The sequence below is a fragment of the Clostridium sp. BL-8 genome (assembly GCF_002006495.1).
Taxonomy (GTDB): Bacteria; Bacillota; Clostridia; order Clostridiales; family Clostridiaceae; genus Clostridium.
Map to the genome: position 1 here is coordinate 88,649 of NZ_LZZL01000003.1, position 20,555 is coordinate 109,203.

A 20,555-nucleotide genomic window follows, 5' to 3' on the forward strand; every position below is an offset into this window, starting at 1 on the left:
CTTACTCTAACGCTAATACAAAGCTATAGAATGATTTATATAAATATTTCCTCAATTTTGCTTGCAGGCAGTGGTTTACTAAAGTAATAACCTTGAATATAATCACAACTTTTATCTTTTAGAATTAGAAATTGTTCTCTATTTTCAACTCCTTCTGCTACTACCTTTAAATCCATAGCATGTGCCATTCTAATTACACTATTAATTATGGATTTTTCTACATTACTAGAATGAATATCATCTATAAATGATTTATCTATCTTTAATGTACTTATTGGAATTTTTCTCAAATAAGCAAGTGAAGAATAACCTGTTCCAAAATCATCAAGAGCAATTCTAATTCCCATATCCATAAATTTTTTCAATATATCTATACTTGAATCTATAGATTTCATTAATACTGTCTCAGTAATTTCTAATTCAATAAACTTAGTTTCTACACCTGTTTCCTCAATAATTTCTACAACTTTTTCTAGAAAACCAGCTTGTTGTAAATCAACAGATGAAATATTAATACTCATACTTTTAAAATTATAACCATTTTCAAAAAGCTTAACACTCTGTTTGCAGGCTTCTCTCAATACCCACAGAGTTATTTCTGTTATATAACCATACTTTTCTGCTATTGGAATAAATTCTACTGGGGATATGAAGCCAAGCTCTCTGCTATTTAACCTAATTAATGCTTCAAATCCAAACACTTCATTTTTTACGGTATCATATTGTGGTTGATAATTGACACTAAATTCATTATTGATAATAGCACTTCTTAGTATATTATTAATCTTATTTATTCTTTCCAACCTTAAATAAATTTCATGATTATATAATGCATACCTATTCTTACCCATCTCTTTTGCTTTATACATAGCTAAACTTGAATTTTTTATGATTGTATCTGTATCCATGCCATCCTTAGGATATAATGCAATTCCAATACTTGCTGTCACAAGTGTTTGTGTGTTGTCAATATTAAAACTCTGATTAAATAACGCTAGCATTTTATTTGCATAATCCTCAACTTCAGATTCTTCAATTAAAGGACTAATTATCATAAATTCATCGCCGCTAAATTTGCACACAATATCTTTTTCACGCATTATTTTTTGTAAATACCTCGATAAATAAACAAGTACTTCATCACCATATTTATGTCCCATTAAATCATTTATATTTTTAAAATCATCTAAATCAATAAAGAATACGGCTCCTGATGTTTGTTCTTTTTTGCTAATTTTAAACTGCTTGTTTAGTTTCTTAATAAGTAAAGCTTTATTAGGAAGTCTAGTGAGTGTATCATAATAAGCCATAAACTCTAGTTTTTCTTCTGACAGCTTCTTTTTTGATATATCTGAAATTGAACCTGCAAGTTTTAAAACCTTATTCTCAGAGTTTCTTATAGCCTTGCCTTTACATAATGCCCAAACATAATAACCATCATTTCTTTTGAGCCTATATTCAATTTCTATAGATTTTGTTTCATTATTAATATGTTTATTTATTTCGTTTTCTAGTCTATCCAAATCCTTAGGATGAACTAAATTATATGTAAAATCTTTGGAATACTTATATACTTTCCATTCATCACCAATAATGTCCGTCAATTTATCAGAGCAGAAAAACTCTCCAGTATCTAAATTCACTTCCCAAATCGAATCATTCGCGCATTCTAAAGCTAGCTTATATCTTTCCTCGCTGTTTCTTAAGGCATCTTCATTATGTTGAAGTTCTTCATATTGAGTTCTAAGCTCTTCCTCTGTAGCTACTAATTCTTCATATAAAGCTGATAGCTCCTCATAATTTGAATTCAAACGCTCCATCATCAAATTAAATGAACCTCCCAAGGCTCCAAATTCATCATTCGTTTCAATAGTTGCTTTAACCAAAAGCTCTCCTTCTTCAACAGTTTTCATGAGAGTAGTTAATTTTTTTATTGGAGAAGTTATGGTTCTAATAACGAAATAAGTTAAAACTATTCCTAATATTAAAATGCAAATTGTAATTTTAATTATCATATTTTCAACATTTCTTACTTCCGTCATAAATTCATTTTTAGGTATGACTGTTGCAAGCTTCCACCCAGTGTAAGGTGATGTATAGATATTAACAAGACTGTCGCTTCCATTTACAGCAGCATCAAAGCTGCCATTTTCTGTATTTATAAATTTAGAAGTATCACTAAATTCAAAATTGTTAGTAGTACTGCTTTCAGAATTCTTTTCCTCCAAATCTTTTATGTTTTTAAAGTTTAAATCTGAATTTGGATTCGCTAATATAGTTCCATCTTTTAAATACAAAAAATAATACCCATTATTTATACTTTTTGTATTTCTTATAATATCTGATAATTTATTTAAACTTGTATCAATAGATATTACTCCAACTATATCACCAGAATCATTTCTCACAGTAGTGCATGCGCTTATGATTATATTATTACTTTTATCAATTTCAACTTCATATGGATCTGAAATGACTACCTCATCCGGATGCTCTAAAGCTAAAGAATACCATGGCCTCTTTCTAGGATCAAATTTACCATTGCCTAGTCCATCTGGCCATTGAATATACCCACCCCATTTAGTTCCAAAGCATGCATATTGTGTCTCACCATGAGTTCTAGCATAAAGTTCAAGCTTACTATAAATATCACTCTCCAGCCCTTGCATCTGTCCTGAATATTTCTTATTTACATCAACATCTTTTATATTAAACAAAGCAGATACTGATTCATCAGCTTTTTTAATATCTTTATCGTCTGCTAGTATTTTTGCATTTTCTTTCATGTTATTAATTAAACTCAAAATATTATTATCTAATCCTTCTACCTGTTCCTTACCATCTGATACAAAATCCTCCTTCAATGAATTAATCATATAATTCCTTGTAATTATTGCAATAGGAATCGATGTAAATAATATAATGACCACACAAAAGATAAATAATTTTATCCTAAAAGACACCTTCATAATCTAATACCCCTCTTAAAATAGAATAGCTATAATTAAAATAAAAAGAAATGATTTTTACTTTGTCACAGTAACCATTTATTAAATGATGTCATCTTCTATTAAATGCGTTTCAAAATTAAAGCTGCATAAAACATAGCATAAATATGCACCATAAAAGTCTGTATCCAAAATTTTTCAACTATAACTATATTCTATCATTCAACTTTTGGTGTTTCAACATTTTTCAGCATTCATTTCTATTATTTTACATGATAATTTTAACAGTTTATCATGTATATTTATTAAAACCTTAATAATTATAAAAACTTCAATTAAATACTGCATTAAATGCGAAATTGATACTTAAGATTAGGGTTTATATAGCAGAGAGAAAAATTTAATAAAATTAACAGTGAAGCATTTTTCTATAAAATTTATGAACAATGCAAATATAAGTTGCGAATTTGCAATTGCAGGTTAGTGTTATTTTAATGTAAAACCTATTATAATTTACATATGATAATGAAGAAAAGAGGTAAGAAATCATGGGATTTGCAGCTAATTTAAAATCACTTAGGCAAGAAAGACATATTTCGCAGGAAGAGCTAGCAGAAATAATTGGAGTTAGTCGTCAAGCAGTTTCTAAATGGGAACAAGGAAGCAGCTATCCAGAAATAGAGAAATTGATTATTTTATCTAAAGAACTTAATGTGTCCTTAGATTATTTAATGTTAGGTGAAATGAATTCTACTGAAAGTAAAGGAACTTTAGCCACTAATATAATTGTACCAACTGGTAAAATCACTATTAAATCATATGACGGAAAATCAATTGTTAATTGCTATAAGGTTTTAGCGTCACATGTAATTTATAAAGCAAAGATTGATGAGCCTAAATATTGGCTTATTGGTGTTAATAATGGATCGTTTTGGGGAGAAAAATCAATTTTACTTGGTTGGTATGCTGATGAGGAAAATATAAAAAAAGAAATGGACGAAATTGCAAAAGCAATTAATAATGGTGCACCAGCATATGAATTAAAATACGCAGTAAAAGTTAAGAATAAAATGTTAAGAGTAAAAATAGATAAAGAGTAGCTTGACTTTTATATTATAACTATCAAGAATTTAGAGATTAATAAAGTTAAACTTGTAGCATTAGACCAAACATCATAATGTTTGGTCTTATGTTATTTAAGTTCTCTTTCTTTAAACAAACATAGCACTGCTACCTCATAATCACTGAAGTTATCACACATTCTTATTCTCTTAGCATAACTTCCACCATCATAAAACATCTTAATCATATAAAACCATAATTCCTTCATTTTATGTAGTACATAAATATCTCCACTAAGATACTTCTTATATTCTTCATATATTCTATCGTGAAATTCTTTTAAAGTTTCCTTATTAAGTTTAGTCTCATTAATAATATTTCTTACAAGTTCAGGGTTTGCTAGCAGTCCTCTGCCAAGCATTATTGTTTGGACACTTTTAAAATTCTTAGTAAACTCTTCATAAGCTTCAACTGTAAAAATATCGCCATTATAGCAGACAGTGTTTTTGCTCAGGCTTAATGCATCTTTAAAGACCTTAAGATTAGGTTCATTTCCATAAAAATCTTTTTGAGTTCTTGGATGAATTATAAGCTCTTCCATAGGATATTTATTGAATATTTTAATAAGCTCATAGAACTCTTCAGGACTATCTTTTCCGAGCCTTGTCTTTATTGAAATTTTAGTTACTGCCTCAGAAAAAATCTCTTCTAGAAATTTATCCAATTCCTTTCTTTTTGAAAGAAATCCCGAACCTCTATTTTTCGAAACCACAGTTCCAGATGGGCATCCTAAGTTTAAATTAATTTCATTATATCCAAGATACTTCATTTTTTTTGCTGTATTTATAAAATCTTTCGCATTATTAGTTAATATTTGTGGAACCAAAGCTATTCCTTGATTATTTTCAGGTAATATATCAACTAATTCTTTTGTCTTAAGGCTTTTGCTTTGATTTGCAACAACAAAGGGCGAAAAATATTTGTCTATATCATTTTTAAAAAGGGCATTGTGAACATTTCTATAAATATGTCCTGTAATCCCTTCCATGGGTGCATAATAAAATTTCATATATTATCTAAAAAGCTCCTTTTCTTAATCTATATTAACTTTTCAAAGGCTATTCTCTCATTTTTATCTTCTAGATAAATTATCCCACAATATTTAAATTCATTTTTCTTTAATAGTTTCTGCATAGATATATTTTCTTTATGAGTATCTATTTTAATGCTATGTATACCTTTTTCCAAGCAAAGCTTCTCTACATTTTTTATAATTAATGACGATACTCCTCTTCCCTTACAGTTATTATCGACTGCTATCCTATGAACAACTGCAAATTCATTATTACTAAGCCATTCTCCATTGTAAATGGTATCATAAGTTTTTTCTCCATCGAAGGAAATCACAGCTGTGGCAACAATTTTATTTTCATCTAATAGTACATAGCTATTTTCACCATTAATATCATTTTTGATTGTTTTTGAATTCGGATAATTATTCTGCCACTGATCAATTCCATTTTCCTTAAAGTAACTTTGAGCCTGCTTAATTATGTTCATTATATTATCAATATCAGCTTCAACTGATTTTCTAAATTCCATAAAACTTCTCCTTTTGCTTTAGGCACAATCAAATAAATAGCAAGTCCATGTGCCTTATATTATTTTATCCATAAGGATATCATAATAGAAATTCCTAAGTCTAATCAAGTTAAATATAGAAACATTTTTATATTTTCTAATTTCTATAATTAAACTTTCTAATTTCTAAAAAAATAAGTATCCGTACCTCATATATACTTTTTACAGGAATAATTTTACATCTTTTTTTCTCTAAGTATATTTCTGTATTAATTATCAAGGAGGTCCTATATGGATTATGATTATATTGAAAATTTAGTACTAAAGTCAAAGGCTGGAGATACATTATCTAAAGAAAAGTTAGCTAAAGAATTTAGACCTTTAATACTTAACATTGCAAAAAGAACTTTTCTACACGGATATGATAAAAATGATATACAAAATGAATGCTATCACTCACTTTTTAAATGTCTATCTATGTATAATTGTACAAATCATAGATTTGTTGCTTATGCTACCAATGGAATAAAAAATAATATTAACGACTTAATTAAAAGAGTTAAGAATAGAAGCTCACTTGAAGGTTCTGAAGCTCTTACCTTATCTGATGATTTAGAAAACAATTTACCCTCAAATGATGACAACTTTGAAGATGTACTTTGCAGTAAATGTGACTTTGAGGCTTTAAAATCAGCACTTAACTATTTAGATAAGGAAGAAAGAGAACTAATTAAATTTATATTTTTCCAAAACAATCGTCTGTCATCTTATGCTTCCATGAAAAATCTGCCTTATTCAACAGCGAACAGAAAGAAAGCTATTGCCTTAATGAAGCTCAGTAAATATTTTAATAAGGCAAGTAAAGAAATTTCATCCATAAAATAAGATCCAAGGTATTAAGCCTTGGATCTTATTTTTATACATAAACATAGTCATTCATTACTGGCTGCAAGCCTCTTTCTTTAATTGCTTCATATACTTCATCTACATTTCTGTTATCTGCAATTTCAAATTGGTCATCGCCTCTATCCTCTGAATCATCGCTGTGGCTTCCAATCCCGGTACTTACCCCTGCTGAAATCTTAGTAGCTGCAAGCCCTATTACATTATTACGGAATTCTGCACGTTCTCTTGTTGAAATAGTGATGCTTGCAAAAGGCATAAAAAGACGATATGCAGTTATTACTTGTAAAAGCTGTGGCTCGTGAACATCTTTTGGATTAATTTTATCATTATTAATAATTGGTCTTAGTCTTGGACATGAAAATGCAATTTCAGCATGTGGATACTTCCTTTGAAGAAGATATGCATGTAATCCTGTAGCAAAAGCATCTTTACGGAAATCATCTAATCCAAGAAGTGCTGCAAAGCCAACCCCACGCATGCCACCCTTTAGTGCTCTTTCTTGAGCATTTATTCTATAAGGGAAAATACGCTTATGTCCTTCTAGGTGAAGAGTTTCATATTTATCTGAATTATATGTTTCTTGGAATACAGTAACAAAATCAGCACCGCACTTACGAAGATATTCATATTCATCAGAGTTCATTGGATAAACCTCAAGTCCTACCAGTTTAAAGTATTTACGTGCTATTTTGCAAGCTTCTCCTATGTACTCTACATCTGACATCTTTCTGCTTTCTCCTGTAAGAAGAAGTATTTCTTCTAAGCCAGTTTTAGCTATAGCCTGCATTTCCTTTTCAATTTCCTCAGCATTTAACTTTGCACGGCGTATTTTATTATGACAGTTAAAACCGCAGTAAATACAATAATTCTCACAGTAATTTGCAAGGTATAAAGGTGTAAACATGTAAATTGAATTACCAAAATGCTTCCTTGTCTCTTCTTGTGCAAGTCGTGCCATTTCTTCTAAAAATGGTGCTGCTGCTGGAGATAATAGCGCTGCAAAATCTTCTATTGTACGATAAGTGTTATCTAATGCTTTCCTAACATCTCCTGCTGTGTATTTATCATAATCATAAGCTTCCATGCTGCTTACAACCTGATCCATTACATCTGATTCTAAAACTTCCATTCCTGGCATATATTCCATGTGATTTACGCGTTGATTACTCATAACTTCCCCTCCTAATCCTGCAAAAAGCCTGTTAATGGTGAAGATGCTGCTGCACCTCTATCAAGCACACGGCCTAAACCAGAAAGATACGCTGCACGGCCTGCTTCTATAGCTTGTCTAAAAGCACCTGCCATAGCTGGAATATCACCTGCTGTTGCAATAGCAGTATTGGCCATAACAGCTGCAACTCCCATTTCCATTGCTTCACATGCCTGAGATGGACGTCCAATTCCCGCATCAACTATAATTGGAAGATCAATTTCATCTACTAATATTTTAATAAAATCTTTTGTAGCTAATCCTCTATTAGAACCTATTGGTGATGCAAGGGGCATAATACATGCAGCTCCAGCGTTAACTAAATCACGAGCTACATTTAAATCTGCATGCATATAAGGCATTACTATAAAACCTTCTTTTGCAAGGATTTCTGTTGCCTTAATTGTCTCATAATTATCTGGAAGCAGATATTTTGAATCGCGGATAATTTCAACCTTGACAAAATTTCCACAGCTCATTTCTCTAGCAAGCCTTGCAATTCTAACAGCTTCTTCTGCATTTCTAGCTCCAGAGGTATTTGGAAGTAAAGTCACTCCCTTTGGAATATAATCTAAAATATTCTCTCCACCATTTGTATTCGCGCGTCTTAATGCTAAAGTAATTATCTGTGCGCCAGCATTTTCTACTGCCGCCTTAATTAAATCCAAATTATATTTTCCAGAACCTAAAATGAATCTAGAAGAAAATTCATGTCCCCCAATTACTAATGTATCTTTTTTCACCATAACCACTCCTTTAAATATTCTTATAAAATGCTTCATATATACTGCTTATACACGTTTCTGATTTATCAATATCAGCCTCCACCTACAAAGCTTATTACTTCTAGGGCATCGCCATCTTTAATATTAGTTTGTTTATACTGAGCTTTTGGTATTATTTCACCATTAAGCTCAACTACAGTTTTTTCTATAGTGTATCCTTGATTAACAATAACTTCTTCTAAAGATAGTCCACTTTCAATACTTACTTCTTCTCCATTTATTTTTACCATCTTTATCACCCCTTTCTTATATTTAGAACACAAGGTAAAATAACAAACAAATTATCAACATATTTTCCATTTATTATTTAATTCCGTGTTCATTATGCGTAAAAAAAGCCACACGAAAAAATACACCCAAGGTGGTGTACCCCTTCGTGTGGCTTCACACTCTGTAATGAATTATATCATTATACCAATCCAGTGTCAAATTCATAAAATAATATTAAGCCTAGCTGTAATGCATGACTTTTGAGTATATCAGCTCCATATTCTCTTAATTGAAGGCGCAGATTTTACCCCTTGCAAAAAGCCAGCTTCTGCACATATTTTAGTCCTGCTTATATCATATATATTTTCGCCGATAGCCTTTATACTGCTTTCGTCAGGTGTAACAAGAACAACCTCAGATTCTTTTTGTAATTGCGAAACATCTTCAAAAACGTTAGGAACCAAACCATATTTTTTCGCTAGTGGAGCTATAACAACTATCTTTTTAAAATTCCTTGCAAGGGTAGCATTTGCAGAAGATATCATTCCTCCATCAATCCAATCCCTTCCTAAAAATGATATATAAGGCCATACTCCTGGAACCGCTCCACTAGCTAAAATAGCTTGCTCAAGGGATATTCCCGAACCACTATCAAAATAATGAAGTTCTCCTGTATCAGCATCAACGACTGTTATTCTTAAGTTTGGTGCCCATTCTTTTGTGACTAATCTTGACTTAACAATTGAAATTCGTTCTTCAACAGAAACTTCCTTAGGCGGATGCTTCTTTGCAATTTTCCCAAAACGCCTTCCTATTTTAGCCGTATCGCAACCTCCAATTGAAAATGCTTCTGCCCAAAGCTGCATTATTTCAGGTTTTGCAGATATATGCGGTTCTGCATTGCTATTAAATCGTTGAAAATTATAATATTCATTCATATCATATCCACTTGCTAAAGCAGCACCAACAAATGATCCAGCCGAAGTTCCAAGTATCATGTCAGCAGTTGCAAGTTTAATACCTTCGTTTAACAAACCCGTTAGCACTCCAATTTCCCAAGCGATTCCAGTGATTCCTCCGCCTCCTAGAACTACTGATCTTGTTTCTCCATTTGTATTTTTCATATTGGTCCTCTCCTTTTACTAAATCATGTTGACAATTAAATTGTCATTAAATATAGTATAAACTGTGAAGTATAGTTCAGAGTCAAGGCTAATTTGTGAGGTATTATATGAAAATAAATGAAGTGTCTAAAAAAACCGGATTGTCTATTTCCACAATTAGATTTTATGAAAAGCAAAATTTAATCCCTGAAAAGTTTGTTAGCAGAGATTCTAATAATTATCGTAATTATTCTGAAGATATAATTGAGTATTTACTTATGATAAAAACAGTTCATTCTGTTGGTTTTTCTTTAACCGAAATTAAAGAGATTCAAAAAAACAATACGGATTCAGTTTCAACAGATACAAAAATTAAGCTTTTACAAAAAAAGATAGAGGACGTTGAAAAGCAAAAGGATAATCTAAATAAAACTGAAGCTATTTTAAATAAAATGTTGAAAAATAAATTGAATTCAAAAATCGATGTTAATTGAAAAATTTAGATGCTCGATATTTTCTAATGCTTTGTGAATAAAATTACTTTTATTTACAAAAAAGGTTGTCCCATCAACTACTTGTCCTCAACTTGCTTGAGGAACACGCAAAAATAGGTACAACCTTTCACTTAGAACTTTCCAGCGAAAATTTCATAAGTCCTATGGAACAAATATGTATGTGATTTCGATTAGTTACCACATAACTCTAAATTTAAAATTGGATGTCTATATACTAGTTTGAGAATTCTTGTGTCCCCATATATTTTCCATTTCCATAGACTACTCCTATACCAACCTTAGTATATGAAGAATTCATCATGTTTGCCCTGTGGCCTGGAGAGTTCCACCATTGATCAAATAATTGATTTGCATCACTAGTATTGTATGCAATATTTTCTCCAGCTGTTGTATATTGGTAACCTAATGCTTGTAACCAGTTTGTCCACTTTGTTCCATCTGGATTTGTGTGGTCAAAGAAGTTATTCTGTATCATATCATTACTCTTATATCTTGCTACTTGCACTAATGTATTGTCAATAGTTAACGGCTTAAGACCTGCTTCTGTTCTTTTTTGATTCATTAAATCAAGAATTTTTTGTTCAGCAGCAGCTTGTACACTTACAGAGTAGTTCGAAGGCAACTTAGGTAATCCTTGTACATCTACTGAATTTGTACTAGCAGATGCATTAGTTGTGCTTCCTGCACTTGTTGAAGCTTTTGTACTAACTGTGTTTTTACCAGTAGCATTTCCTGAATTAGTAGTTGTTCCTGTATTTGTTTTTGTACTTCCTGTGTTATTCTTAGTTGTAGTTCCATTATTTCCAGTTGAAGTAGTTACTGTAGACGTTTTATTGTTATTTGTAACTACATTATTATTTGCGTCAAACACTTTATCTGCTGTAGGCGTTTGAGTTCCTACTACTTGTCCATTTTGAGAACATGTATATGTGCTATTATTAACTGTAACATTTCCTGTTTCCATTACTCCATTTTGATTTAAACAATAGGTTTGACCATTAACGTTAATTACTCCTGTTTGCTTTACACCTGTATTATCAAAGAAAGACCATTGCCCATTGTTATTAACCCAGCCTACATTCGCTGGTTTTGGCATTTTGTTGTAATAACTTTGTAATAAGTTGCTGTAATAATTGGAATTTGATTGATCAATAGTCTCTGCAGATACTCCTAATGGTGTTAGAGTAGTCATTGTACTCGCTGCAATAACCGCTGTCACTATCTTTGTTAAAAAAGCTTTCTTCATTAGTTTTTCTCCTTTGTATTTTTTATTTGGCTTCTTTACTTTAATATGTAAACGTATTTTTTAAAATTTATTCATGTTTACCGTTTCGACGAAGTCCATGTTTTTATACTATCATAGTTTCGACATTTTTCAACAAGTATATTCTTTGAGTATCTGTTTATAGTTATATTACCTATATATTTCTCTTATATGCTCTTATTTCTTCCTTTTTACTATATGATATCATTTAACTCCTTGTATTTCAACGGCTCCCCCCTTATATTTATTTTTCAGAAAATTGAATTTTTATTTATTTTTATTAAATTTTATTCAATATAATTTTATTATTTTTCATATATATTCCAATAATCATTCGTGCATTAAAACAATCTAAATTATAATTTTGAATCGTATATATTATGTATAATTAATTCAAAAATCAACTCTAATCGCCTAATATTATTATAATTGCTATTAATATAATTATTAATCCATAAAACTTGTAAATTTTATTAATTTTCCGCACTTATTTTCTATAAATAAAAGGAGTATTCAAAGCTCTTATTGCTTTAAATACTCCTTTTATTTATAGAATTATTATTATATCTTTATTCCTTGTTTTAATCTTAACCAATTATATACACGCCTTAATATTAATTAATATTTTGAACGTCTTTTGATAATGTTGGCTTATTTCTATTCATTTTTTCTGTTTTAGGAAGTCTTATTTCAAGAGTACCACTTTGTAAGGAAGCATCACAAGCTTCAGCTCTTACACTTGTTGAAAGTGGGATTATTCTTCTTAACGCAATACTTTCTCTTCCATTCCATACTGAACCTGAAATAGTAACTGAATCCTCAGAAATATTTAAAGCAACATCATTCATAATATCATTTGACACATAAGCTGATATCACTATATCATTTGAGGTTTCTGATATATCTACGTTAGGTTGCAATGATTGACCTTGATTAAATCTTTTTGCATAGTTCAATTGCCCATATTGATTTCCGTATTGACCATACTGATTTCCATATTGACCATATTGCATACCTTGACCTATTGTTCCGCTGGAATATTGATTATAATTTGAAGCTGAAATAGCTGGATATGCACCAAATGATTGCTGCCAGTTATTTATACCGTTAGTTTCTCCATATGCATTTCCCCAGTTCCAATTACCAGATCCTCCCGCTTGATTACCCAAAGCATTTATTTGACTTCCTTCTTCTCCCAAAATTCCATATGATACGCTTTTTCCTCCAAAAGATGTGTTTGCGCTCATTGGAGCTAATTTTACCTTCATTCCATTGACATTTACATTTGTTTTTTCTTTCATCGTAACTTCCTCCCTTTTGAATTTAATTTTCAAATTACCGTCTTATTTTGTTCTAAAAAAAAATTTGTATACTCATTATTTTTATATTATTTTTTATCTTTTTGAACAAACTATCTAGGTATTATAAAAAGTAATTTATAAAAGGAAGTGGTAACTGCGTGGATAATATTAATAGAATAAATCTTATAAAAGAAATATCAGAAGAAAGAAATTCAAAAGTAATTTGCTACATTTGTGGTGATAGAAAAAATGTAAGCATACGAATTGCTCCAGATATCATTCCAATATTTTATGATCAATTAAAAACTCTAAATAAGAATGACAAAATTGATTTAATACTATATACCAAGGGTGGCGACATCCTTACCGCTTTACGATTAGTTGAACTTATCTATGAATTCACTGATAATTTCTCGGTAATTATACCATATAAAGCATATAGTTCAGGAACTCTTATATGCCTTGGAGCTTCTGAAATAGTTATGGGAAGAATGTCAGAGCTTAGTCCTGTAGACCCTAACATAATCAGCCCTTTCAGCACAAAGGAAAATGATCTACATAATCAGCTTCCAATCAATGTTGAAGATGTTTATTCTTTTATATCCTTGGCTAAAGATATAGTTGGACTTAAAACTGATGAATCCTTAATGAATATGTTTCTAGAATTAACTGAATATGTTCATCCTCTTGCTGCCGGAAGTGTATATAGAACTCATGCTCTAATACGTTCTATAGCAAAAAAGCTTCTGCTTATGCATATGGAGTATCAAGATGAATATAAAATAAATGAAATTATAAATATTCTTACTGAAAGACTGCCTTCCCACAATTACATGATTACACGTAAGGAAGCAAAAGAAGATATAAAACTCCCTGTAACATACTGTAATCAAGAATTTGAAAAAAAGATCTGGAATCTATATAAAATATATGAGGATGATTTCAAATTAAATTCTCCCTTTATAGCTGAAGAGGCTGCAGATGATAATGGTAATTTTTCAGTATGCTCTGGTATTATCGAAACATTAAATGAGTCTAATGGTTATATCTTTGAAGGTAATCTAGAAAGATCAAACATGAACATTACCATTATGAATCAAGGCTGGAGGAATATATAAAATGAAAACTGAAAATAATTCAATCAATAATATTCATAGTTATAAATATTATCAAATCGATGAAAATTCTGGTTGTATCTCTACACAATATAACCTTAAGTACACTAAAGGGCATAATCTTTTTATAGTTGATAATGTAAATGAAATAAGTGGCAATTATATTGATAAATGATCTTTTGTTAATATTATCTTAATTTGACTTTAAAGCTCTGTAATAATTGTAAATCCAATTATTACAGAGTTTACGAAGATCAATAGCTTCAAACTTAGAATTCTTACATCTTCTTGTATTCCATTAAACTGCACTCCACTCTTCAATAAGTTTAAGTACTTTTAACAAAACATATATTAACATAATCATATGTATGTAATTTGGGGTTAACATCACACAAATCTAAGTTAAAAGCTGTTGATTTATATATAGTTAAACAATCTTCATTATCTTATCTACAGTTTCCAATATAGAAAGATTGCTTGTATCAATTTTTTCTGTAATCATATTCTCATACATTTTAAGACGTTCAATACTTCTGCTTAAGCAAGCTTCTTCTCTTAAATTACTCTTAACATCCTGTAGTATTCTCTTTTTCAAAGCCTCTTCACTGCAGGTAAGACTTATCTTAACAACTTCAAAATCCAAATCATTCAATGGCTCTAATACGTCACTAAAAATATTTTCTACATGTATTACCCAATTAAAAATAATATATTTTATTGATGAATTAGTTAAAAAACTTCGTAATAGATACGTTATATTATTAATTACCATTCTTTTATTTTCCTCATTCACTTTAAAAGGGTTCATCATCCAGCACCAATCACCATCAAGCCATACTGAATTTTCAAGTTTTTTATTTAATTCTTTGCAAGTTGCTGTCTTGCCAACCCCCATAGTTCCATTAATAATTATCAGTTTCTTTTTCATTATTCACAGCTCCCTCCTAAAAGTACTTAATATAATAATATACTTTTTAACCATGAGACAACATCACCTTCTAGCAACAATTATTGTAGTATTTCCAATTCTAAAATTCATTTTAACGTTTTCAAAACCAGCTTTATATAGCATTTTAATTTGATTATCAATGGTACAAGGCGTATCATAATGATAAAACTCATTATCTTGAATATTGTTTTCTTTTCGTATTCTTTCATTCTCACTATAATAAAAATTTTCTTCTTCTTGATTTTCTATCATACAATCGCATTCAATATACTGACCATTCGCTTTTAATGCATTAAAAACCTTTGAATATAATTTAATCTTCTTTTCATGTGAAAAATGATGCATAGTTTGAAATGATATTGCTGCATCAAATTTACAGCTACCAAAATCATAATCAAAATAATTTGCATTTATTAATGATAAGTTCTTATCTGAATGCTTTTGTTTCAACTTGTCTAACATAGCCTTAGTTAAATCTATACCAGTTACATGCATATACGGCTTAGTTTTAAATATTTCATCAAGTTCTAATCCAGTTCCGCATCCCAAATCTAATATTTCATTAACATCTTTTGGCAGCAATTCTGCCATTTTAACATATCCCTCTTTGCATCCTTCTACACTATTAGTCATATGTTTATCATAGTCATCTACACGTTTAGTAAAAAATTCACTCATTTTTTCTACTGACACTTTTGTATCCTCCAATATCTTAATACTCTGATAATTAAAACTTTTTAATTACTACGTTTTAAGTGTATCATACCGCCCTGTGCCTCTAAAGCTAATCTTTTTTACGGTCTTAATTTTTATCCTCAAACTAATTTCCAAGATCGGTAAATTCAATGATTGAAGCTAAAGGCATTTTCATTCAGCATAGTGAAAAATATATCTAAAATCACAGATTTCACCAACATATTCTAAAACGATTATTAGTATGGTATATATTTTTTATAATTTTGCATAATAAAAGTAAATTACCAACTTTTATTGTATTTAAAATAAGAAGGGAATGTCTTTTATGAAAAAGGTATGTCAATATTTTTACTTTGTACATTTTTATCATTTTCTATTTTTATAATTCCTTTTAATGCTCAACCTAAAACTTTTAAGTAAGACTTTTATAAAACACAAGATTTAAATTTGTCTAAAGGAAGCCACACTATACAAAATAATTCATCTAGTGATTATGCCTTTATTGATATATTCGATTCTAATATAATCTTTTTCCTCTTGAAGAAGGATATAAAATTATAGTAACTGGCGATGGAGAGATCGTTATCTCTTAGAGCCGCTTAATACTTTATCTTATTAAATATATTAAATATATTTAATATATTTAAACTTAACCTTTTGGCATATCTTTTTATGATGCATTTAGTTTTTTACTTTTTGTCTTAATGACTTTAAAAACTATAGTTCCATATATCGCTGCCAAAATTGAAGCAATCATAATGCACATTTTTGCCATTGATAATATTGTCTCATCATTAAATGATAAAGAGGAAACAAATATTGACATAGTGAATCCAATCCCACCAAGAACACTTGCTCCATATAAATGTCTTTTAGTTACATTAGATGGTAATTTAGCAATTTTTAATTTTACTAAAATATATGAAGTTCCAAATATACCTACTTGTTTCCCAATAAAAAGCCCAAATATAATCCCCAAACATGCTGGTGAAAATATATTTTTCGAAAAGCTATCGGCATTAATTGTTATTCCAGCATTTGCAAAAGCGAATATCGGCATAATTCCAAAGCTAGACCAAGGTGTTAACACATGCTCTATCTTATATAAAATCGAAGATTTAAATTTATGGATATTTTCTCCTATTGGTAATGCCATTCCAAGTAAAACTCCCGCAATTGTTGCATGTATCCCCGATTTTAAAAGGCAGATCCATAGAATTATCCCCATAATAATATACACAGAAGTATATTTAACTTTAAATTTATTTGCTAGTAAAAGTGCTATAAAAACTATTAATCCTATGACAAGAGCTAACCATGAAATCTGACTATTATAAAATACTGCTATTACTATAATAGCACCTAAATCATCAACTATGGCTAAAGCTGTAAGAAAAACTATTATACCTTTAGGTGCATTTTTTGCAACCAATGAAAGCATCCCAATAGCAAATGCGATATCTGTTGCCATTGGAATTCCCCATCCTGTAATAGTTGCTTCTTTATAATTAAATAATGCATATATTATTGCTGGAACAATCATTCCTCCTATAGCTGCAGATATTGGAAGTATTGTTTTCTTAAATGATTTAAGCTCTCCAAATACTACTTCTCTTTTTATTTCCATACCAACAACTAAAAAGAATATAGCCATGAACCCATCATTAATCCAATGAAGAACTGACATAGATAAAGAGAACTCTCCATATCCTATAGTTATATCTGTATGCAGTATATTCTCATATACTGAAGAAAACTTTGAATTAGCAACTACAATTGCTAAAATAGTACAAACTAGAAGGATTATTCCACTAGCTGATTCATTCTTAAAAAAATATAAAAATGGACTTAAAACTTTATTTTTAATTTTATCTTTCATCCTAAATCTCCTCCCCAATTAATATGTCCAATAATTAATTTCATAAAATTCTTTTCTTAAATTAAAAACCTCCACAAAAGAAAAAGGTGAGAATACTCTTAAAAGAGTTTCCCACCCCAGAAACTAATTGCTTGAAAACAAATTATATAATTTGCCCAACCGTATCTAGTTATATTTACTTTTTTTAATCGTATTAATTATAGTATATATTGGGACAATAATCAAGTATTTCTAAGATCTTATTATTATAATAACTGTATCTTCACAATTCTTTTCATTTAGATTTTGTAGCAGCTTACTTATTGAAACCATATCATATACTGTACAACTATTTTAATTACTTTCATAAGGAGTATGTTTAATGGAAAACATAAAAAGTAAACTTGCCTCTCCTGATGTCCCTTTTGCTAAATATTATATTGAAAAGAATACCAGATACTTTCATTTAACTGCAGAACCAATTAAACATAATATACTTAGTAACCTTACTATAAATGCGTTTGGATATAATTGTTCTACTCCAGGTCCAATAATAGTAATTAAGCAAGGTGAATGGATAAGTCTTACTGTAGAAAATAAATTAAATACACCAACTGCACTTCATGTACATGGACTTTCAAAACCAAACTGTCAGGATGGAGCTCCAGATATAGAACCATGTACCCCTAAGATAATGCCCGGTGAATGTTTTACCTATAAGTTTCTCGCATGGCAGGAAGGAACATTCTTTTATCACTCTACAATGGAGGAGCAGGCAGCTCAAGGTCTTATAGGTGCATTTATAGTTTTACCTAATACTAAAGACAAAGAAAAACATTCTATCTTGTATAGAGATTATGTATTACTACTACAACAATGGGAAATTCCTCAGCCTAAAATGGGTGAAGTTTGCCCAGGACTATATAAGCCAAGTAAATTCGATAAAAATCCAAACTTCTTTACCATAAACGGCAAGGCATTTCCAGATACAACACCTCTCTATACTAAATGTGGAGAAATAATTAAAATAAGATTTATAAATAAATCAAGCAATTCCCATACAATGCACATTCATGGACATGATTTTACCGTAGTTGCTGTTGATGGATTTCCAAGATTAGAATATGATGATACAATTGACGTTGCTTCAGGTAGAAGAATAGAAATAGAGTTACTATCAAATAATCCTGGAATATGGCCTATAAATGGAACAAAAACTTTTCATCAGTCAAATAATGGTGAATCACCTGGAGGTATGATAACTAGGTTAATATATACTAAGTAAATCATTATATGTAAATTTTTTCGTCATTAATCCCACTACAGTAGCAACTCCAAATACAGCCCAAATAAATTCTGTTCTCATATTTATTAAATATCCATTAGAATAACTTGAATATACCATATAATCAAGTATTATATGGTATATTCAAGCTAAACTTTTCTTAATAATCATAGGTATTATTAAAATTGCATATTGCTGAGATATAAATTTTTCTCTCATACCAATATCTAAACTACTAAATTATCATTAATAATAATTGCTATTTTTCCTATAATGAAAATATTTTATCTGTAATTCCATAACTTTAAATATTGCTCCATAGGAAATGCTTTTTACCAAATACACTTACTGAACATTATTTGATATTCTTACTCTAAATAATAACCTCTTAAGTTTTTGCCAGTTAAATGGTATTAACGGATAAAAATATTTATCCCCAGCTATTGTTTTAGTACTTGCCATCACTATAATGATAAATACAATACCTCCTATAAATCCCCAAAAGCCAAAGAAACCTGATAGTATTAATAAAATGCTTCTTGCAAATTTTATAGCAAAGTTCATTTCTATACTAGGCTGAATAAAGTCTCCCAATGTTACTATTGCCATGTATAAAACAGCTTGATTTGTAAACCAACCTGACTTTATTGTATATTCACCAAGGATTAAACCTCCAATTAAAGACATTGTACTACCAAGCGGACTTGGAGTATTTAAACCTGCTAATTTTAATACATCCATTGCAAATTCTAGAAGTATGAATTGATATAACATTGGGACAGCAAAGTAATCCTGAGGTTTCAAAAAATCAAAAAAAGATGGAAAGAAAATATTCCCGTTTATAAATAGTAAGTATATTGGAGTCAGCAATATAGTTGCGAGCATTACTAAATTTCTAACAATTCTCAAATAATTCCCGGTTAATGTTGGGAAATAATAATCATTGATATCTTGTAATAAATCAAAAAATCCAGTTGGAAGAATCATAACGTTAGGTGAGTTATCTACAATAACTATTATTTTTCCTTCAACAATATGTGCAGAAGCTATATCCGGTCTTTCAGTATATCTTATCTTCGGTAAAGGATTAAGCCAATTTTTTCTACACATAACATCAAGTAAACTTTGATCACTAAGAGTTAATGCATTTATATCTACCTTTGAAAAACTTTCAACTATTAAGTCATGAACTTTAGGATCTGCAACCCCATCTATAAATGCAAGGCAAACATCTGTCTTAGATACGTCTCCTATTTGATGTATTTCCATAACTAATCTAGGATCTCGTATTCTCCTTCTTATGAAATCACAGTTAAATACTAATTTTTCAATAAATCCATCTCTTCCTCCTCTTAAGGTTTTTTCTTTTTCAGGTTTTGATGAATCTGCCCCTGGGTAAGTACGTAAATCCAATATTACAAATGCAGGATAACCTTCAACAAACATTATTGTTTGGCCTGTTAATAATAGCAAAATAATTTTATCCAAATCAGTTTCACCTTCAACAGATACATGATGAATTTCATTATTCATAAAATCATCTATTGTTGTATAGGAATTCATAGTCTCAGGAGTTACCTGAAAAAATGATTTTAATATATCCTCCATAATGTTGTCTTTAATAAATCCATTTAAAAAGTACAGAACGGAATTTCTTCCCCCTACTACAAATGGTCTTTCGACAATATCAAAACTTTTATCTATCGCTAAATGTGAATGAATTAACTGAATATTTTCTTGATAATTGGATGAAACATTCAAAATATT

General features: G+C 29.9%; 19 protein-coding genes and 1 other annotated feature. Of the genes, 6 read left to right on the forward strand and 13 right to left on the reverse strand.

The annotated features are described in order from the left end of the window. Positions 1–35: 35 nt before the first annotated feature. Positions 36–2,969, reverse strand: a complete 2,934-nt coding sequence (locus tag CLOBL_RS01300) for an EAL domain-containing protein (protein WP_077857342.1) — start codon at positions 2,967–2,969, stop codon at positions 36–38. A gap of 527 nt (positions 2,970–3,496) precedes the next feature. Between CLOBL_RS01300 and CLOBL_RS01305 the strand changes: the two genes are divergently transcribed. Next, complete coding sequence (locus CLOBL_RS01305; protein WP_077857343.1) at positions 3,497–4,048, forward strand: helix-turn-helix transcriptional regulator; 552 nt, start codon at positions 3,497–3,499, stop codon at positions 4,046–4,048. A 92-nt stretch (positions 4,049–4,140) separates the two neighbouring features. Here CLOBL_RS01305 and CLOBL_RS01310 read toward each other — a convergent pair whose 3' ends face one another. Then, a complete protein-coding gene (locus CLOBL_RS01310) occupies positions 4,141–5,079 on the reverse strand; it encodes a tRNA-dihydrouridine synthase family protein (RefSeq protein ID WP_077857344.1) in 939 nt (312 codons plus the stop codon). A 29-nt stretch (positions 5,080–5,108) separates the two neighbouring features. Continuing rightward, a complete protein-coding gene (locus tag CLOBL_RS01315) occupies positions 5,109–5,612 on the reverse strand; it encodes a GNAT family N-acetyltransferase (protein WP_077857345.1) in 504 nt (167 codons plus the stop codon). Positions 5,613–5,882: 270 nt separating this feature from the next. Between CLOBL_RS01315 and CLOBL_RS01320 the strand changes: the two genes are divergently transcribed. Then, complete coding sequence (locus CLOBL_RS01320) at positions 5,883–6,476, forward strand: sigma-70 family RNA polymerase sigma factor (protein WP_077857346.1); 594 nt, start codon at positions 5,883–5,885, stop codon at positions 6,474–6,476. Positions 6,477–6,507: 31 nt separating this feature from the next. Here CLOBL_RS01320 and thiH read toward each other — a convergent pair whose 3' ends face one another. The 4 genes from thiH to CLOBL_RS01340 all read right to left on the reverse strand — a co-directional run bounded on the left by thiH (position 6,508) and on the right by CLOBL_RS01340 (position 9,826). Beyond that, positions 6,508–7,668, reverse strand: coding sequence for a 2-iminoacetate synthase ThiH (gene thiH, locus CLOBL_RS01325; RefSeq protein ID WP_077857347.1), 1,161 nt, complete (start codon positions 7,666–7,668; stop codon positions 6,508–6,510). An 11-nt stretch (positions 7,669–7,679) separates the two neighbouring features. Further along, on the reverse strand, positions 7,680–8,450 hold the full coding sequence (locus CLOBL_RS01330) for a thiazole synthase (RefSeq protein ID WP_077857348.1): 771 nt from the start codon (positions 8,448–8,450) through the stop codon (positions 7,680–7,682). A 74-nt stretch (positions 8,451–8,524) separates the two neighbouring features. Then, positions 8,525–8,722, reverse strand: a complete 198-nt coding sequence (gene thiS / locus CLOBL_RS01335; protein ID WP_009171823.1) for a sulfur carrier protein ThiS — start codon at positions 8,720–8,722, stop codon at positions 8,525–8,527. 249 nt (positions 8,723–8,971) lie between these two features. Further along, the gene (locus tag CLOBL_RS01340) at positions 8,972–9,826 is read right to left on the reverse strand and encodes a patatin-like phospholipase family protein (protein ID WP_077857349.1); all 855 of its coding nucleotides are present in this window, start codon (positions 9,824–9,826) and stop codon (positions 8,972–8,974) included. A gap of 107 nt (positions 9,827–9,933) precedes the next feature. On the opposite strand from CLOBL_RS01340, the gene CLOBL_RS01345 reads away from it, so the two are divergent. Then, positions 9,934–10,299 carry a MerR family transcriptional regulator gene (locus tag CLOBL_RS01345; protein WP_077857350.1) on the forward strand — a complete coding sequence of 122 codons (366 nt, stop codon included), beginning with the start codon at positions 9,934–9,936 and terminating at the stop codon, positions 10,297–10,299. A gap of 235 nt (positions 10,300–10,534) precedes the next feature. Here the strand turns inward: CLOBL_RS01345 and CLOBL_RS01350 are convergent, their stop codons facing one another. Together CLOBL_RS01350 and CLOBL_RS01355 are read right to left on the reverse strand one after the other, a co-directional pair. Next, positions 10,535–11,566 (reverse strand): CAP domain-containing protein, encoded by a 1,032-nt coding sequence (locus CLOBL_RS01350; protein ID WP_077857351.1) that lies wholly within the window; start codon positions 11,564–11,566, stop codon positions 10,535–10,537. Between the two features lie 632 nt (positions 11,567–12,198). After that, on the reverse strand, positions 12,199–12,885 hold the full coding sequence (locus CLOBL_RS01355; protein WP_077857352.1) for an Hsp20/alpha crystallin family protein: 687 nt from the start codon (positions 12,883–12,885) through the stop codon (positions 12,199–12,201). Between the two features lie 158 nt (positions 12,886–13,043). Between CLOBL_RS01355 and CLOBL_RS01360 the strand changes: the two genes are divergently transcribed. Continuing rightward, on the forward strand, positions 13,044–14,003 hold the full coding sequence (locus CLOBL_RS01360) for a hypothetical protein (protein ID WP_077857353.1): 960 nt from the start codon (positions 13,044–13,046) through the stop codon (positions 14,001–14,003). Position 14,004: 1 nt separating this feature from the next. Further along, a complete protein-coding gene (locus CLOBL_RS27810) occupies positions 14,005–14,175 on the forward strand; it encodes a hypothetical protein (RefSeq protein ID WP_179117661.1) in 171 nt (56 codons plus the stop codon). Between the two features lie 252 nt (positions 14,176–14,427). On the opposite strand, the gene CLOBL_RS01365 is transcribed toward CLOBL_RS27810, so the two are convergent. The 3 genes from CLOBL_RS01365 to nhaA form a co-directional block, all read right to left on the reverse strand. Continuing rightward, a complete protein-coding gene (locus CLOBL_RS01365; RefSeq protein ID WP_077857354.1) occupies positions 14,428–14,928 on the reverse strand; it encodes an AAA family ATPase in 501 nt (166 codons plus the stop codon). Positions 14,929–14,991: 63 nt separating this feature from the next. Beyond that, positions 14,992–15,642 (reverse strand): class I SAM-dependent methyltransferase, encoded by a 651-nt coding sequence (locus CLOBL_RS01370; RefSeq protein WP_077857355.1) that lies wholly within the window; start codon positions 15,640–15,642, stop codon positions 14,992–14,994. Positions 15,643–16,315: 673 nt separating this feature from the next. Continuing rightward, positions 16,316–17,524: a Na+/H+ antiporter NhaA gene (nhaA, locus tag CLOBL_RS01380; protein WP_077857356.1), complete on the reverse strand. Its 1,209-nt coding sequence runs from the start codon at positions 17,522–17,524 to the stop codon at positions 16,316–16,318. A 105-nt stretch (positions 17,525–17,629) separates the two neighbouring features. Next, positions 17,630–17,685 (reverse strand) — a sequence feature (sodium ion sensor (DUF1646 type); this cis-regulatory element may regulate processes involved in with the transportation of sodium ions). 200 nt (positions 17,686–17,885) lie between these two features. Between nhaA and CLOBL_RS01385 the strand changes: the two genes are divergently transcribed. Continuing rightward, on the forward strand, positions 17,886–18,788 hold the full coding sequence (locus CLOBL_RS01385; protein ID WP_077857357.1) for a multicopper oxidase domain-containing protein: 903 nt from the start codon (positions 17,886–17,888) through the stop codon (positions 18,786–18,788). A gap of 345 nt (positions 18,789–19,133) precedes the next feature. On the opposite strand, the gene CLOBL_RS01390 is transcribed toward CLOBL_RS01385, so the two are convergent. After that, the gene (locus CLOBL_RS01390) at positions 19,134–20,549 is read right to left on the reverse strand and encodes a spore germination protein (RefSeq protein WP_077857358.1); all 1,416 of its coding nucleotides are present in this window, start codon (positions 20,547–20,549) and stop codon (positions 19,134–19,136) included. Positions 20,550–20,555: the final 6 nt, after the last annotated feature.